The following is a 15,434-nucleotide window of genomic DNA, read 5'->3' as shown; positions in this document are numbered from 1 at the left end:
TAAGAGCCGGACAACATTCATTGTTATCCCGACTACACATGAAAAGGCTGAATCTCAATCTACAACTCACATGGAGACAGCTTTAAAGCACTATCAACCTCATATCTTCCTATGAGCCAATACGGCTCAAAAGCGTTGGAGGTTTCCATGAAAGATTCAAAAACGGCGAATTTGTTAAATTTTGTTATATTTATGTAAAAGGCTAGTTAGTGATATCCAATTGTTCAAGGTAAGTTTACTTACTAAACAGTCAATTATTTGAAGTGACTAAGCTACATGCCCTCTTGCCGTTGGAATTTATTTTATATCGAGTTTTACGATTGCCTTCGTAGAAATGATAATCAATATCACTTAAGTTAAATCAACAGTAAGTCATACAGACATTAAAAGGTTTAGTGATTATGCAAGATGCAATGAATTGGTTAGCGAGAGACCCAGACCCGAGAACTCGTGAAGAGCTTCAACACCTCATCGATGAAGGAATGCACGACGAATTAGAAGATCGCTTTACGCAGCGATTAGAGTTCGGAACAGCAGGTCTTCGTGGCAAAGTGGGATGCGGTCCAAATAGAATGAATCGCTTAGTGATACAAGAAACCGCGACTGGGCTTGGTCACTATCTGATAGAGCACGTTGCAAATGCCAAGATTCGTGGTGTTGTTGTGGGCTATGACGGCCGCTTAGATTCAAAGCAATTCGCTATTGATACCGCTTCTGTACTCACGGCTTTGGGGATTAAGGTTTACTTAACCTCGAATGTCGCAGCAACCCCTATCGTTGCGTTCGGTATTGAACATTTCAACGCAGCCGCAGCCGTTGTGGTAACTGCTAGCCATAATCCGCCGGAATACAATGGTTTCAAAGTGTACTGGGAGAATGGTGCTCAAATCATTCCACCGCATGATGCTGGCATTGCCTCTGAAATCGATATCGCATCGACCAAGCCAATTCCTTTACTGAGCTTGAGTGACGCGGAAGCACAAGGCAAGTTAGTGTGGTTAACTGAGGGCTATTACCAAACGTATCGCGCTGCGATCAACCAAAGTCCGTATGTGAGTAAAGATATTGAATCGGCGAACACTACCATCACCTACACCGCCATGCATGGTGTAGGCGCACAAATGGCTGAAGATCTTCTCCATGATTCTGGTTTCCATAAGGTATTCAGCGTTGCAGAACAAAGAGAGCCCGATGGTAATTTCCCGACTGTCAACTTCCCTAACCCGGAAGAGAAAGGGGCAATGGACCTTGTGGTCAACCTAGCAAAAAGTGTCGATGCAGACATAGCTTGTGCCAACGATCCTGATGCAGACCGATTCGCGGTTGCGGTTAGAACTGAAGATGACTCGTACAAAATGCTGACGGGTGACCAAGTGGGAGTGTTGTTCGCGCACTACTTGTTGTCAAAGCCACACACTAAAAATCAGTTGGTGGGTAATAGTATCGTCTCATCAACGCTGCTTGAAAAAGTGGCGAATGCCCATGGTGCTACCTATTTCCAAACACTGACAGGCTTTAAATGGTTAGCCAACATCGGCATGCAATTAGAAGACGAAAACAATGAGTTCTTATTCGCCTATGAAGAAGCGCTAGGCTATACGATTGGTACTCAGGTTCGAGATAAGGATGGACTGTCTGCGATTGTCGTGTTTGCCCAATTGGTTGAAGAGTTGAAATCTCAAGGTCGAACGGTCTGGGATCTTCTTGCTCAGATATCATTGGAACATGGCGTTCATACCAACGCACAACGCAGTATCGCGCTTGACCCAGATTCACCATCGATTGGCTCTAAACTTAGGTCAGCACAACCCAAAGCAATCAATGGTGTCGCGATATCAGTGATTGAAGATCTGCAATCATCGTTACGTTTTGTTATTGGTGGGAATACTGAAGCGATTAACCTACCCGCAAGTGACGTTCTCATCTATCACCTCGAAGACGGCTCGCGCATTATCGTCCGCCCTTCCGGAACAGAACCTAAAGTTAAGGTTTACTATGAGACGGTGACAAAATTCGAAGGAACAGAAACGTACGAAGACACTCGTCTACGTGGTGAAGAGTACATGGATAAACTTATCGAACAACACCAACAAGAGCTGAATTCTTAACGACTGGTATGTTCAATATATAACGGCTAAAAACAAAAAATGGACGCTCTTAGCGTCCATTTTTCTATCGTCATCTCACCGCGCGATAATACGTTCGATTTGGAACTTTTACGAAGTAAAGAATGAAGACAACATCCAAACCGCCAATACGATGAATACACCGCCCATCACTTTCTGCTGATAAGAGCGAAACTTAGCATTTTCTACCAGAGATTTACCAATCGTACCCACCAGTGCTACCAGTAGGAAATTGAACGTTAAACCTAAGACATTCAGCAGTAAACCAAGCACTAACATTTGCTCGCCCGAAGTCGCTTCAATATTCGTCGATACAAACTGAGGTAAAAACATCACGAAGAACACTAGGGCTTTAGGGTTAAGCAAGTTGCTGATCAGCGCTCGTTGATAATAGGCTTTTGCAGCAAAGTTATCGTTTAACTCCGGCGCATTACCCTGCTCTGTTCGCAGGCAATCCCACCCCATCTTCAACAAGTACGCGCCGCCTAACAAATGGAGAGCTTTAAGCGCTATTGGGCTCATTGCGATCAACGCTGATACACCCATAGCCGCTAATACCGTCAGAATGATTCCAGAAGTCGCATTACCTAGGCTTGCAAACACACCAACCTTACGGCCATAGCTCATGCTTGAGCTCGCGATGAGTAACATATCAGGACCAGGCAAAAGGAGAAGTGCAACAACAGCAGTCAGGTAGACAGGTAAAATGGTTAAGTCGATCATGGGTTTCAGTATTAATAAAAACGGAGGCGGATTTTATATCAATTACCAACACCCTTCCAGATGCAATCAGTTGTTCGACGTTTATTTACTCGAATTAAAAACTAATATTAAACAACAAAGCCAATTTATTAACTTAATTGAAAAGGCTAACTAACTTGCTACCCACTCGATCTCAATCAATGTCGTATCGCCACACTTTAGGCGACCAAGGAAGATATCGCCTCTGTGTACAGCACCAACACCTTTTGGAGTGCCCGTCATCACAACATCGCCATCGAGCAAGGTGGTATAAGAAGACAGCTCTTCTAGGATAGTTTGTGGAGAGTAAAGCATCTGCTCAACATGTCCTTTCTGAACACGAACACAGTTAATAAACAGTTCTAGATTCAAGTCTTCAAGGTCTAATTTATCAGTTGGAACAAAGCGACTAAACACGGCAGAACCATCAAATGCCTTAGCGCGTTCCCAAGGTAAGCCTTTCGCTTTTAAGCTACTTTGCAACTCACGCTTGGTGAGATCTAACCCTAAGCCCACGGCTGAGTATTGGCCATTTTCAACGATAAAGCAGATTTCAGCTTCGTAATGTAGTGCTTCTTGATGGAATGAAGAAAGAGAGGAAGTCACGCTGGTACTTGGTTTATTGAACACCACCATCGAGTCCGGGATCGCGTTGTTAAGTTCTTCAATGTGATCAACATAGTTACGCCCAACACACAACACTTTGGTTGGTGTCGCGGTGCGTTTCGAATTCATCAATTGTTCCGGATCTACAACGCTGCTCATAGTTTGTCCCTGACTATTTTTGGAATGCAGAGTTTACCGCATCACAAAATGAGAGTCTTCGACAAGATGGTTACCAATATCTAAATTCTGATCTTTAGCTCAATTAAATGATTTAAATACTTTTATCCGAAGATCGCGACATATAAGAACTGATGACAAGAGCCATAGCTAAGTAGACAAAATGAATAGCAGGGGAACATGAAGGAAAAGCTAAAACAGTACGTATAGAACGAAAGAAGCCCTCTCAAACCAAAAGGCTTGAGAGGGCTTAGCATGGTGTCTAGGACAGTATCCTAAAAGGTAAACCTAAGGAGTAAACACTATGCTAAATCAGTCTGCGACTTATAGGTAGTAACGAGCACCAAGTAGCCATTGGTCGTCAGCTTTCTCTTTGTACTCACCAGAACCTTGTAGGTCGAATTGGTAACCAGCGAAGCCTACGAACTGAGATGTGAAGTTGTATTCAGCTTGTAGAGCTGTTGTAGAGAATACTGTTTCGCTCTTCTTATCATCTTCTACAGCTTCGTAGTTAACGCTTAGGTTAAGGCTGTTAGAAAGCGCGTAAGATGCAAGCAATTCAACTGCAACTGACTCTTCAAGAATCTGGCCGTTACCTGAGTTCATGTAGTTGTTCATTGCGTATACACCAGCAAGGAAAAGACCTTCTGAACCATATGAACCGTAAGTTGCACTTACTACGTGAGAGTCAGCAGTCTTAGAGCCAGAAACACCCGAGTAGTTTACATCACCGCCATTGTACGCGTAGTTTGCTGTGAAGTCGGCAATAGAGTAGTTCAAAGCGATTTGACCACGGTTGCCATATTCATTTTGAGTTAACAGACCAGTGCTTTCAACCTTACGACCTTGCCATGCAACACCAAGACCTAGAGAGCCCGCGTTACCGAAATCGATAGCATTAGCGTAGCTTACCATCTCTTCACCACGACCAGTACCTAGGTTACCGTGATCTTCGTAGATGAAGTCATTCGCGAAAGCGATTGGCATATCGGCAACACCAGCAACGTTGTAGTAAGGTGCCCATTGAGTACCAACAGCTGCACGACCGTAATCATCGTGAGAAAGGCCAACGTAACCAAGACGAGTAGTGAATGACTCATCACCGCCGTCTAGCATGTTTAGCGCCCATTCACCTTTAGCATCAGCAGTAAAGCCGTTACCAAGTTCGTGAGTTGCACCGAAGTTGATACGTGGAGAAACAGTTTCTACACCGATGTCATCGCTGTTTTGACGATCGTCGCTGTTTACATCACCAACTGCAACTGAAACGTGGCCGCCAACTGAGAATGTTGTACCGTCTTCGTTGTAAAGTTCTACTGCAACTGCCTGTGTACCAAATACTGCACCAGAAATTGCTAGCGCTAAAAGTTTCTTATTCATTTGTCATGTCCATTATGTAACTGGGTGAGTTATTCACTAACAACCTCGTGCTTACGAAGAAGTTGTTACCTGCATTTAACAAGTAGGCAAACACTAATCGATGAATGACAAAAAAGTTGCATTAAAATATATAAAATAAAAACAACAATACTATAAAAAACAAAAATCACTTTAAAAACAACAAAATAAAACACAATAACAAGAAAATACTTGTGTTTTATTTATATTACTCAAAGCGGTTTTTTGGTTTTTAAATCACTAAAAAAGCATTTAAAATCAAAGAAAAGAAAGAGTGAACCGTCCATGAATAGGAAAAATTCGGCACTGAAACATTCTGTAACATTTAGAATCTACTAGAAAACTTTCAAAACAAAGCTTACTAGCGAAGTCAAAGCTGAACTCACTAATATATGGATAGACCACTGATATCAAGCTGGAGCGTTAGACACAAAAAAGGGCAATCAGTCGAAGACCAATTACCCTATTTATCATTTTTCTAAGTGCGTAATATCCCTATCGGAGCTAAACGAATCAAGCTGTTATTTAAAACAAACCTCAGCCCAACGAGCTAGGCCCGCGGTTACAGAACCAAAGTAATTACCACTCACAATAGGAACATTTGGCACAGCTTGTTGTACCGCTTCGCGCAGTATTGGCGAACGAGCTGAACCACCTGTCATGTAGATGACATCTGGCTTTTTCTGACCCTGTTGTATCGCTTCTTTCACCAACTCTATCATCTTAGACTTTGGCGTTTCGATTGCATCTATCATCTGTTCAACAGAGATATCCACCTCAACCAACTCAGAAGCAACATTAATCGCTGTTCGATATTGAGCAGATTCTGCTAGCGCAATCTTGGCTTCTTCCGCACGGCGTACAATACCGTAGCCTAAAGTGTCGTGATAAACCTTCATCAAGCGATCTAACTTTTGAGGTTCTGACGCTTCTTTACGAAGTAACTTCAACGCTGCAAGGTTTTCACGAGAATAGAAGTTCTTCTGAGCTTCTACATTGTTAATCGCAATCGGGTTCCAGAATTGAGTCAATGGCATATCAATACCAGAGACCCCTTTACTACCCATACCGAAAGGTGACATCAATTGTTTGAACGCTAGATAGATATCGAGGTCATTACCCCCTACCCTTTGCCCGCTGTGTGCCAGTAAGCTCTGAGTGCGATCTGCTTGACCAGACCAACTAGGCCCCATTTCTAACAGTGAACAGTCGGTCGTACCACCACCAATATCGACCACCAATACCGTTTGATTTTCAGTTAAGGTGCTTTCGTAATCTAGACCGGCAGCTACTGGCTCAAATTGAAAGGCGATATCAAGGAAACCAGCACGCTTAGCAGCGCGAGTAAGGATGTCTTCAGCTTGTCTGTTTGCCTCTTCACCACCTCGGCCATGAAAGTTAATTGGTCGGCCAATAACCGCTTGTTTAATCTGTTCTTGAGTCGTGCGCTCGGCTTGGTGCTTAATATTGGCCATCATGGCACACACCAAATCTTCAAAAAAGCTGACCTGAACATCGTGCAAACCACTTGCACCAAGGAAAGACTTGGGAGACTTAACGTAATAAACGTCACGAGGGTCTTCTAAATATAGGTCTAATGCCGCCTGACCAAATGCCATATCTTCCGGCACTAGGTCGATACTCTCTTCTCGGTTCAATGCAATCGCACGTCGTAACACTTGCTCACCAACCGCATCACTCGGCTTGATGTTTAAATGGCGAAATAGATGCTCAGACACACTCTCACGAGTAGGAGCAAACACAGTGGAGGGAATATAGTGGTTGTTACCTTCTAGTGGTAACAGGCTTGGTTCTCCATTAACCACCGCCGCGACAGAACAGTTCGCTGTTCCATAATCAAATCCAATAAACATAATATCCCCCACGCAACAAAAGGGGCGAGATGCTACATGAAAAGCCTTGAAATTACGAGGTCATTTGTCGATTTTACTCTGTCATTTTTTGACTAGGTGACTCTTAAAAAGGAAACAAATATGCTACATTTCAGCCCAAATAAATCACGGGTCAGATAGATGAAAACACCTTGCCGAGCGGCTTGTAAAAATAATGGCGGTATGTGTAGCGGCTGCTTTCGCACAATGGATGAAATTATAGGTTGGAAAGGCTTATCTGAGAGCGAAAGGGATTCAGTTATGGATAACGTCAGTGGCGCGAGTTCCACTCACCAATGTCCACAATGTAATGAACCCGCTCAATGCGATATCAGCGCTGGTAAAGAAACGTGTTGGTGTTTTGAATTAGAGAAGCGCGATACGAGTAACGTTCCAAAAGCTGGCGTTTGCATGTGTCGTAAGTGCCTGTCTGAGCTGCCGATTCAGTAATTCGCACGCCTGTTCTTGTACAGCTGTTCTTGTGCAGCTAAAGAAGCGAGATATGATTTTCTCGCTTCAAAGTACTTATTGCTAGTGAGTGTTTACTTCGTTTTTAAACCAATTTACTTAGCCTTTAAAACCAATGCAGGCTGAGAAAACTCTACGCCACTCCAACCGTGAGTCATGAAGTTACGAATATTTTGATGGTCGGTATTCTCAGGAAAACCTAATACGTCATTGCGGTAATACTGGCCAAAGCAAGCCAATGTCTGCTCCGCTGAAAGGCCTTGCTCTAAACCAAAAGCAAAAATCTTACACGAACCGTTATTCTGACCAGCAGTATTCACAACATCACCGTTGCGAAATCCACACTCTGAAAAGTCATAGTGTGCTTCTATCACTTGCATTGTGTCTTCAAATTGCACGCTTTCCGGGGCATCAGCCAACGTGTTTAACAGGGTTTCCAGTTCCATTTACTATTTCTCCATCAAGTAAGTAACGTACAGCAGTGTATCTTTTTTTTCGATAAGAGTAAGCCGTTGTTTAGTTGGCTAAGCGATTCATTTTTTAGCCTTGCTAGTATAATTACTTCAATGAAACTAATGACATAGCTTTATCAGGACGTTATATTATTTTATCAGATGGTTAACATTGTTCAGTAACGAATATGCATAAAGATAAAAACTTAGAACTGTTCAGATACCTAAAGCCAGGTACAAAAACAGCAGGTGTATTGGAATTTGGCCCAGACGATTCAATCCAGATCAGTACGCTCTATATCGGACACAAACAAGATCAGTACCTTATCCTTGAGCTGTCACAAAAAGCGACCGAAGCACTGACACTCAGAAAGCTCATCAATGTCGATATTATTGTTCGTGCCATTACCGATACTGAGCTTGGTCACATCGTCGCATTCAAGACCAATGTATTGGCTCATATCACCTCCCCTGCGCATCTTATCTTCCTGCGCCCACCTTCTAACTTTGCCACTAAACCGATCCGTGAACACGAAAGATACAGGGTACGACTCAACTGTGAAGTGACCTTTGACACCCTGTCATTAGATGCAACTCTGGTTGATTTTTCAGTGTCAGGTTGCGGGATCTATCTTACGCAGCAATCAGACATCGACGTAGGCTGGAAAATAAAGGTCAATTCACTCTTAAACGAGCACTTAGATGACGACCTAGTTTACAAAGTAGTAAGTAAGAAAAGGCAAGGACAAGGTTGGCTATTAGGCATCCAATTCCCAGAGCACTTAGATATGAGTGATGAGTTAAAAACACTGCTTTTAGAGCAAGCTTTTGTAGCTGGCTCTATTTAGGCTTTAAACTTCTGCTTCGAAACACTACCTCGCTAAAGCACGACTTCAGTAAGCTGTTGCTTCAGTAAACCAGAGCTCCAGTAAACCAGTGTATCAGCATGCCACTCTTTAGCTAAGACTCATTCCAATATGAGTTTTTGAAGTGAACAAAGGCTTGGTGTAGTGACTCTTCTTTAATGGGTTTTACAATCACGTAATTAGCCCCGGCAGCCATGAAACTGTCTCGTGTGGACTCTTGAGCATCGGCAGTACACGCGTAAATGGGAGCAACGACACCAATGTCCTCTCTCAGTTGCTGTGTAGTTTCAACACCACCGAGGTTAGGAAGTTGATTATCCATCAAAACAAGATCATAAGTCGTGGTTTTCGCCATCTCGATAGCCTCTAAGCCATCTTTTGCCCAAGTGACCATCATCCCGTACTTTTTGCAGAAAGCCTGCGCAATAAAGGCATTGGTGTGGTTATCTTCCACCAGCAGTACCTTCAAAGAGCGACTAAACAATGCTTCAGGTTCGATATCAGATTGCGGCTTCGCATCGATTAAAGGTTTAGAGTGTATTTCCACAGGAATTTCGATGATGAACTCAGAACCCTGACCGATATGACTGCGGACTTGAATGTCCCCTTCCAGCATATCAACAAGGTTTTTTACAATCGTTAACCCCAAACCGGTACCGCCATACTCACGAGTAGTGGTCTCTTCTGCTTGAACAAAGGGTTCAAATACTGCGTCTATCTTGCTTTCATCGATACCAATCCCCGTATCTTTCACTCTCACAATCAAACTGGCTTGGTCGGAATTAAAGATGCTTTCGAGCTCAAAGCTGACCGAAATGCCCCCTTGGTGAGTAAACTTAAGCGCGTTACTCAATAGGTTAAACATGATCTGATTTAGACGGACTTGGTCGGTATTGATTTCGATGTCGTCTACCAAGTGATTCACTATGGTAAACGTGACCGACTTGTCTTCACACAACGGACGATAGATGCTGTCTAAGGTGTTGACCAACTCACCCAAACGGAAGTCTTTCTTTTGGATATTAAACTGCCCCTGCTCTATCTTTGAGAAGTCCAAAATATCGTTAAGTACCGCCAGTAGGTGTTCCGCACTGTTACAAAGTACATCGACTTGCTCACGATTATCTTCACTGTGTATCGAGCGTTTGAGTAATTGAGACACACCCAAAATACCGTTCAGTGGTGTTCGAATCTCGTGGCTCATCTTCGCTAAGAAATCAGCACGCACATTGGCAAGGTGCTCTGCTTCTTCTCTTGCTCGATCGGCTTGTCTCTCAGCCTCTATCAGCTTAGTGATGTCTTGCCCTTGTACCACCACGCCTGTGATGCCGTGTTCAACACGAATGGCCGACATATTCCAACGAAATACCTTTTCGCCAATAGGCACATTAATACCGGTTAGCTTTGCCCCTTGAACCACCATTTGAATGTTCGGCAACATACGATGCTCAAACTCTTGAGCCATAGCGCCATAGTTGTCATCGTCATCAAACAACGCCATACGAGCCGCAGGGTTCATCTGAATTAAATCGCCTTTTTCAGACCAAACCAAAATCGGCGAGTGAGCAAAGTTGAATAGATCTTGGAACTTTTGGTTCTGCTCAGACAAGCGTTCAAAAGTGTCTTCAAGCGTACAACCGATATGGTGAAATTCAAAGATATTAGAGCCATCGAACTTATTGTACTCTTCGCTATCACTGGCAGAACGAGTGAAGTCCATCAATTTATCCAGCTCCGCCGCCACCCTTCTCTGAATCCAAGCACGCGCAAAGAAAGACATGAATACGATCACCACGATCACAACAATGATTGCTCGCTCATAGTTCTCTTCTAGCGCGATGAAGTTAGTGTTCTTCTGCACAGCACGAATAATGAGAGGGGTTTCAACCGCATTGATCTTGATGGTTGTAATCGTGACGAAATGACGAGGCAGCTGTTCGTAAATTTTATATTCAAGAATATCCTTTATCGTATACGTCTCATCGCCACTGAACGTCGATGTGACAGGTGTGCCATGCGCTTCAATTACGATATTCTCACAGTTACTGCCCTGCTGTATGGACTCTGCAAGGGAGAAATTATTGTCGAGTACAATAGCAATATAAAGCTGACCTAGAACTTCACCTGTTTTGTTATCAACAATCGGGGTTCGACGAGCCAACAAGTGACGCTTGCCAATCTCGGTCATTACTTGGATAAAATGCCAGTTACTGCTGAACGACACCTCGTCCGAAATATGTTTTAAGCTCGATTTATCCAAACCATAAAACTGACCGTTGCCATCTTCCCACGCCAAACCATCATGAGTAGAAACAAAACGTAAATCCGGTGCATGGTCGGGCTCACGTTGGTCAACACCGAAGAAAAAGTAGCTCAGAGCCTCTTCATTACCTGTTTCAAAGTACTCTTTTAGCGTTTCACTGTGTGAGCTACTGTCTTGGTGGATTTGCAGCACCGACAAGCGGTAATCAAACATGTTTTGAATCAAACTAGATGTCTGCTGAACGGTTCGATTGGTCTCTTGCTTTACGATGCTGCTGCTGGTTTCATAATTGTGAATAAGCACGCCGAGTGCCATCACGCCTATCACTAAAATAATGATACGCGTAATGAGTTTGGCTAAGGTGTTCCTTGGTGTACTGGCGTAGCTTTTCTTCATTATTGACCTGAGTACCTAAATGCTCGCTGTTTTAGTTCTGAAATACGTTCTGGAGAATCTTCTTTGGTCACGACTTCAAATTCACCAGAGTAAACGGTAGGAACTTCCAACCCGGCCAGATCCCACTTGATCGCCTCTGCCATCGCAATACCGGTGTCGTCGTTCATACGCATAACGGTCACATCTAAGTCACCTCTCGCAAGAGCTTCAAGCTCAGCGGAACCGCCTCCCCAACCATTAACCAAGATATCTCGACCTGATTCGCGAATCGCTTCTGCAGCGCCTAGAGCGACATCGGTTGCACATGCATAGATAAAGTCTAGATCCTTATCGTTCGCTATGCTGATTTTAGCCGCTTGGTAGCCGGTCTCTTTGTCTGACTTTGTGTAAAACGAAGACTTGAGGGCAAAGTTGGTGTCGGTGTTCACTTCATGGATGAAGGTATCTCCACGAGCATCACTGATATAACCTTCAGAGCGGTACAACACAGAATACTTGCTGTCTGGTTGGCTCACTTCTTTAAAATAATCTGCCAGTTTTAAACTGCCTGTCGCGTGGTCAAAACCCACGTACATAAATGGTTGTCTATCTGCCCAAGCACGCACCGGTGTGGTGATATTCTGCAAGATCAACTTTGTATCGGTGGAACTCAACACGTGTTCGATAAACTTGCGGTGCCGCGTGGTATCTAAGGTAAAGATCAAGTAATCCGTTTTGTTCTCAATCGCCTCTTGCAAAGAAATACTCTGCTGAGTGAGGTCGGCATTAACACGTGTAAACACCTGATTTATCTGATAGTTAATTCTCAGCTTATCAAGGCGCTTCTCAAATGCTTGGATATTACGAACCCAATAGTCAGAGATCTGTTGACCTGGATACACAACCGAAATCGTGATCGGTCGATCTTGAGGTCGCCTCAATGGCACAGGGTGGTTTTGTACAGCTTCGACCATTTTATCGGTCAATATTTTTTGTTCTGGAAACTTGGAAAGATAATCTTGGTATTCCCAGTACCCATTGAGGACATGGGTACCATGAGAGAGAGCGGACGCAGAAAATACGGCAAGTCCAAACAACATCAGTAAACGTTTCATATTTTTCTCGTTTTATATGAGCTACTTTGGCTCATTTTTTAACCTAGCATGACACCATATCTTTGTATGGCTGAACGATATTATGTAGGACAACGATTAGAAATGATAGCGTCTCGCACTAATTAGAACGACATTCTAAATGAGCGAAATGTTAATTTGGAATAGAGATTAGGGTTAGCGTGTTAGATAGTGAAATTAGCCCGATCAAACAAAATCGATTTATCATTTAAATTCAAATAGTTAACCACAATACATATGCAACCAAATATTATTAAGATTTAGTCAATAACGAATATTTTAGCTATGAATTATGAGACTTCGATATATTGAATTTGGTCTTCTTGCCACTCAATGATTAGTTTGAGTGATACCAGTTTTTCTTTACGAGATTTGGGTAATTGTTTGATCGCGTATTCGGTTTTCAATGCCTCACTTTTTGACCTAACATCGAAACTCCAAACCAACTTAATCGGGCCTTTCCCTTTTAAGGCTTTTGCGCCTTTACCTGTCTGGTGCTGTTCAAAACGGCGCTCTAAATTATTCGTCACTCCACAATAAAGAGCATTGTGACGATTGCGGATCAAGTACACGACCCAATCCGCATTTTTATCAGACTCAGACATCTAAAGCAGCGATTCAACCAGAGCCTTAAGCTCTGCCACTTCTGCTCGTAGGCTTGCGACTTCTGACTCTAATTCTTCAAACTTTTCATTCGATGCAGAAGGTGCTGCCGCGCTTACCGATGCCGTCGCAAACGCTTCAACATCCACTTCACCGCTCAACAGGTGTTGGTAACGTGACTCACGCTTGCCCGCTTCACGAGGTAGCTTCACGACTAATGCGCCCGCTTCTCTTGCAGCTAGCTTCTCAAGCGTCGCTTCCACCTCTTTTACATCGCTGAAGTTCGCTAGGCGGCCAGTTCGAGTGCGGAGTTCACCTGGAGTTTGCGCACCACGCAGCAACATACAACAGATGATTGCGCGTTCTTGCTCAGTAAATTGCAGATCACCAAATTCTGTGTTGCAGAAACGATGTTGATATTTGTTTACGCGGCTATTGAAACTGCTTTCGTCGCTTACCATGCGACGCGAAATCAAACCATCAACCGCATCTAAAACATCTGATTCAGACAGTGAAAGAACAGGTTCACGGTTGCTCTTTTGATTACAAGCCGTTGTTAAGCTGTTCAGTGTTAATGGGTAGTGATCGGGAGTAGTGACTTCTTTCTCGATCAAGCAACCAATAATTCTCGCTTCAATTGGGGAAAGTACTGTGTTCATCGTTTTTCCTTTTTATTATTTTGATAATTCCATCTCAACACCTAACAATGCAGCCACTTTGGACTAGTGCTCAGACAAAATCGGTACTCGTTTCTTTCTGCCTTGTTCATCAATCATTATGATCTTAGAACGGTTTAGCTCTATTTCCACGACTTCCAAATAAGTACGCTCTTGTACATACGCATCACGAAGCTTGTTTTGTTCTGCTGAAGATTCAGTGACGTTATCGTCCAATTCTTCGGTTTCTAATTGTTGTTGATTCATTTCACATTTCGTATCAATGCAGTATCTACATGGGATACTAACTTGATCGGTGAGATAAAAACAATCACACATCAGCGAGAGTGACGAATAATTAAACAACCTTACTTTTGCTTTGATCTAAAGACTGTTACATCATCAATTGATGTGCTTTAATCAGAACCAGACAACGTATTTGACGAATAGGAAAAGGAATCTATGAGCAGCGTATTTGAAATTGTTAACCAAGCACGACGTAAGAACAAACTTAAGCGTGAACTTTTAGACAACGAAAAGAAAGTTCGTGACAACCGCAAGCGTGTCGACCTTCTTGATAACCTACTTGATTACATCAAGCCAGAGATGACTCACGATGAGATCCTAGGCATTATCAAAAACATGAAAGCAGACTACGAAGACCGCGTTGATGATCACATCATCAAGAGTGCAGAGATTTCTAAAGCTCGTCGCGACATCAGCCGCCGCATTCGTGAACTAACAGAAGAAGACAAGCAAATCCAAGGTAAGAAGTAATCTCACCTCGTTGATTAACTTGTAATAATGTTAGTAACCCACTCTTTGTAGTGGGTTTTTTTGTACATAAATTTCAGTGTCTATACTTAAGCTTACGCATTTACTGACTCAAATATCACTAGCAAAGCCAACGTAAGTAATGGAGCCACCTTATGTACTCAAGCATCCTAATTACCTTAGCGCTATCAACCACTCAACCCTACCCTGAAGAATTTAAAAGACTTTATACCGAAGAGACTGAAATCACCTACGAAGACCTCGTGGTGGATGTTCATGGCTACAAGGTTCCGACTCGCTCGGCATTTCGTGGTTGGATGTTGCTTAACCACGCAGAAGACCAAGTAAGAGAGATCGGGCAACAGCTCAAAGATGCAGGTATCACGCAAAGCATGCCTTTGCATCTGGTGTTATTACAAGGGACAGACTGGGCAATGAGTAACACCACCTTGTTTACCCTTCCCAATAAGAAGCATGTACCCAACATGATCAACACCTTGAAGTACATTCAACAATACATCGAGCCTGAAATCGGCGTGGTTATTCCTGTTTCTGGTGAACGTTCAAAACTCTACAATCAACAAGCTGGCGGTGCCCTGCAAAGTAAACACTTAGAGTTCTGCGCCTTAGATCTTGTCCCAGCCAACGGTATTTCTCGAGCAGATTTGCACGTTAAGCTCAAAAAAATTCACGCTGAATACGGGCAGAAGAATAACGTAGGATTAGGCCTGTACGCCGGCGTTCGATTCCACATCGACACTTGCGGCTTCAGAAACTGGTGATTACAAATGGATAACAACAAGTCAAAAAGACACGGTTATTAACCATGTCTTTTTGACACAACTGGCACTTGACATTTAATTAAGGTGTTGATATTTAACTAAAATAAAAAATGGAACGCTAA

At 43.1% G+C, this 15,434-nt stretch carries 15 protein-coding genes; 5 read left to right on the top strand and 10 right to left on the bottom strand.

Features of this window, described 5'->3' with window-relative positions:
• The first annotated feature begins 401 nt into the window (after positions 1-401).
• Positions 402-2,108, top strand: a complete 1,707-nt coding sequence (locus L0992_23625) for a phospho-sugar mutase (GenBank protein XGB69368.1) — start codon at positions 402-404, stop codon at positions 2,106-2,108.
• Positions 2,109-2,216: 108 nt separating this feature from the next.
• Here L0992_23625 and L0992_23620 read toward each other — a convergent pair whose 3' ends face one another.
• From L0992_23620 to yegD, 4 genes are all read right to left on the bottom strand, one after another.
• Complete coding sequence (locus L0992_23620; GenBank protein XGB69367.1) at positions 2,217-2,849, bottom strand: LysE family translocator; 633 nt, start codon at positions 2,847-2,849, stop codon at positions 2,217-2,219.
• A 150-nt stretch (positions 2,850-2,999) separates the two neighbouring features.
• A complete protein-coding gene (locus L0992_23615; GenBank protein ID XGB69366.1) occupies positions 3,000-3,632 on the bottom strand; it encodes a fumarylacetoacetate hydrolase family protein in 633 nt (210 codons plus the stop codon).
• Between the two features lie 342 nt (positions 3,633-3,974).
• Positions 3,975-5,030 (bottom strand): porin, encoded by a 1,056-nt coding sequence (locus L0992_23610; GenBank protein ID XGB69365.1) that lies wholly within the window; start codon positions 5,028-5,030, stop codon positions 3,975-3,977.
• Positions 5,031-5,569: 539 nt separating this feature from the next.
• The gene (gene yegD / locus L0992_23605; protein ID XGB69364.1) at positions 5,570-6,922 is read right to left on the bottom strand and encodes a molecular chaperone; all 1,353 of its coding nucleotides are present in this window, start codon (positions 6,920-6,922) and stop codon (positions 5,570-5,572) included.
• A gap of 159 nt (positions 6,923-7,081) precedes the next feature.
• Between yegD and L0992_23600 the strand changes: the two genes are divergently transcribed.
• Positions 7,082-7,390: a DUF1289 domain-containing protein gene (locus L0992_23600; protein ID XGB69363.1), complete on the top strand. Its 309-nt coding sequence runs from the start codon at positions 7,082-7,084 to the stop codon at positions 7,388-7,390.
• A 113-nt stretch (positions 7,391-7,503) separates the two neighbouring features.
• Here the strand turns inward: L0992_23600 and L0992_23595 are convergent, their stop codons facing one another.
• Positions 7,504-7,854: a HopJ type III effector protein gene (locus L0992_23595; protein XGB69362.1), complete on the bottom strand. Its 351-nt coding sequence runs from the start codon at positions 7,852-7,854 to the stop codon at positions 7,504-7,506.
• 194 nt (positions 7,855-8,048) lie between these two features.
• Here L0992_23595 and L0992_23590 point away from each other — a divergent pair, with 194 nt between their 5' ends.
• Positions 8,049-8,708: a flagellar brake protein gene (locus tag L0992_23590; protein ID XGB69361.1), complete on the top strand. Its 660-nt coding sequence runs from the start codon at positions 8,049-8,051 to the stop codon at positions 8,706-8,708.
• Between the two features lie 112 nt (positions 8,709-8,820).
• On the opposite strand, the gene L0992_23585 is transcribed toward L0992_23590, so the two are convergent.
• The 5 genes from L0992_23585 to L0992_23565 all read right to left on the bottom strand — a co-directional run bounded on the left by L0992_23585 (position 8,821) and on the right by L0992_23565 (position 14,023).
• The gene (locus tag L0992_23585; GenBank protein XGB69360.1) at positions 8,821-11,385 is read right to left on the bottom strand and encodes an ATP-binding protein; all 2,565 of its coding nucleotides are present in this window, start codon (positions 11,383-11,385) and stop codon (positions 8,821-8,823) included.
• Positions 11,385-12,479, bottom strand: coding sequence for an autoinducer 2-binding periplasmic protein LuxP (locus L0992_23580; protein XGB69359.1), 1,095 nt, complete (start codon positions 12,477-12,479; stop codon positions 11,385-11,387). Before L0992_23580 ends, L0992_23585 begins: the two co-directional genes overlap by 1 nt.
• Positions 12,480-12,787: 308 nt before the next feature.
• The gene (locus tag L0992_23575; GenBank protein XGB69358.1) at positions 12,788-13,102 is read right to left on the bottom strand and encodes a GIY-YIG nuclease family protein; all 315 of its coding nucleotides are present in this window, start codon (positions 13,100-13,102) and stop codon (positions 12,788-12,790) included.
• Positions 13,103-13,759: a YceH family protein gene (locus tag L0992_23570; protein XGB69357.1), complete on the bottom strand. Its 657-nt coding sequence runs from the start codon at positions 13,757-13,759 to the stop codon at positions 13,103-13,105.
• Positions 13,760-13,822: 63 nt separating this feature from the next.
• The gene (locus L0992_23565; GenBank protein XGB69356.1) at positions 13,823-14,023 is read right to left on the bottom strand and encodes a hypothetical protein; all 201 of its coding nucleotides are present in this window, start codon (positions 14,021-14,023) and stop codon (positions 13,823-13,825) included.
• Between the two features lie 195 nt (positions 14,024-14,218).
• On the opposite strand from L0992_23565, the gene L0992_23560 reads away from it, so the two are divergent.
• On the top strand, positions 14,219-14,533 hold the full coding sequence (locus tag L0992_23560; GenBank protein ID XGB69355.1) for a DUF496 family protein: 315 nt from the start codon (positions 14,219-14,221) through the stop codon (positions 14,531-14,533).
• 152 nt (positions 14,534-14,685) lie between these two features.
• Positions 14,686-15,312, top strand: a complete 627-nt coding sequence (locus L0992_23555; protein XGB69354.1) for a D-Ala-D-Ala carboxypeptidase family metallohydrolase — start codon at positions 14,686-14,688, stop codon at positions 15,310-15,312.
• Positions 15,313-15,434: the final 122 nt, after the last annotated feature.

Origin of the sequence: Vibrio pomeroyi (genome assembly GCA_041879425.1) — a bacterium.
Lineage (GTDB): Bacteria > Pseudomonadota > Gammaproteobacteria > Enterobacterales > Vibrionaceae > Vibrio > Vibrio pomeroyi_A.
The sequence above is the reverse complement of the archived record's forward strand: the minus strand, read 5'-3'. Positions and strand labels throughout refer to the sequence as shown.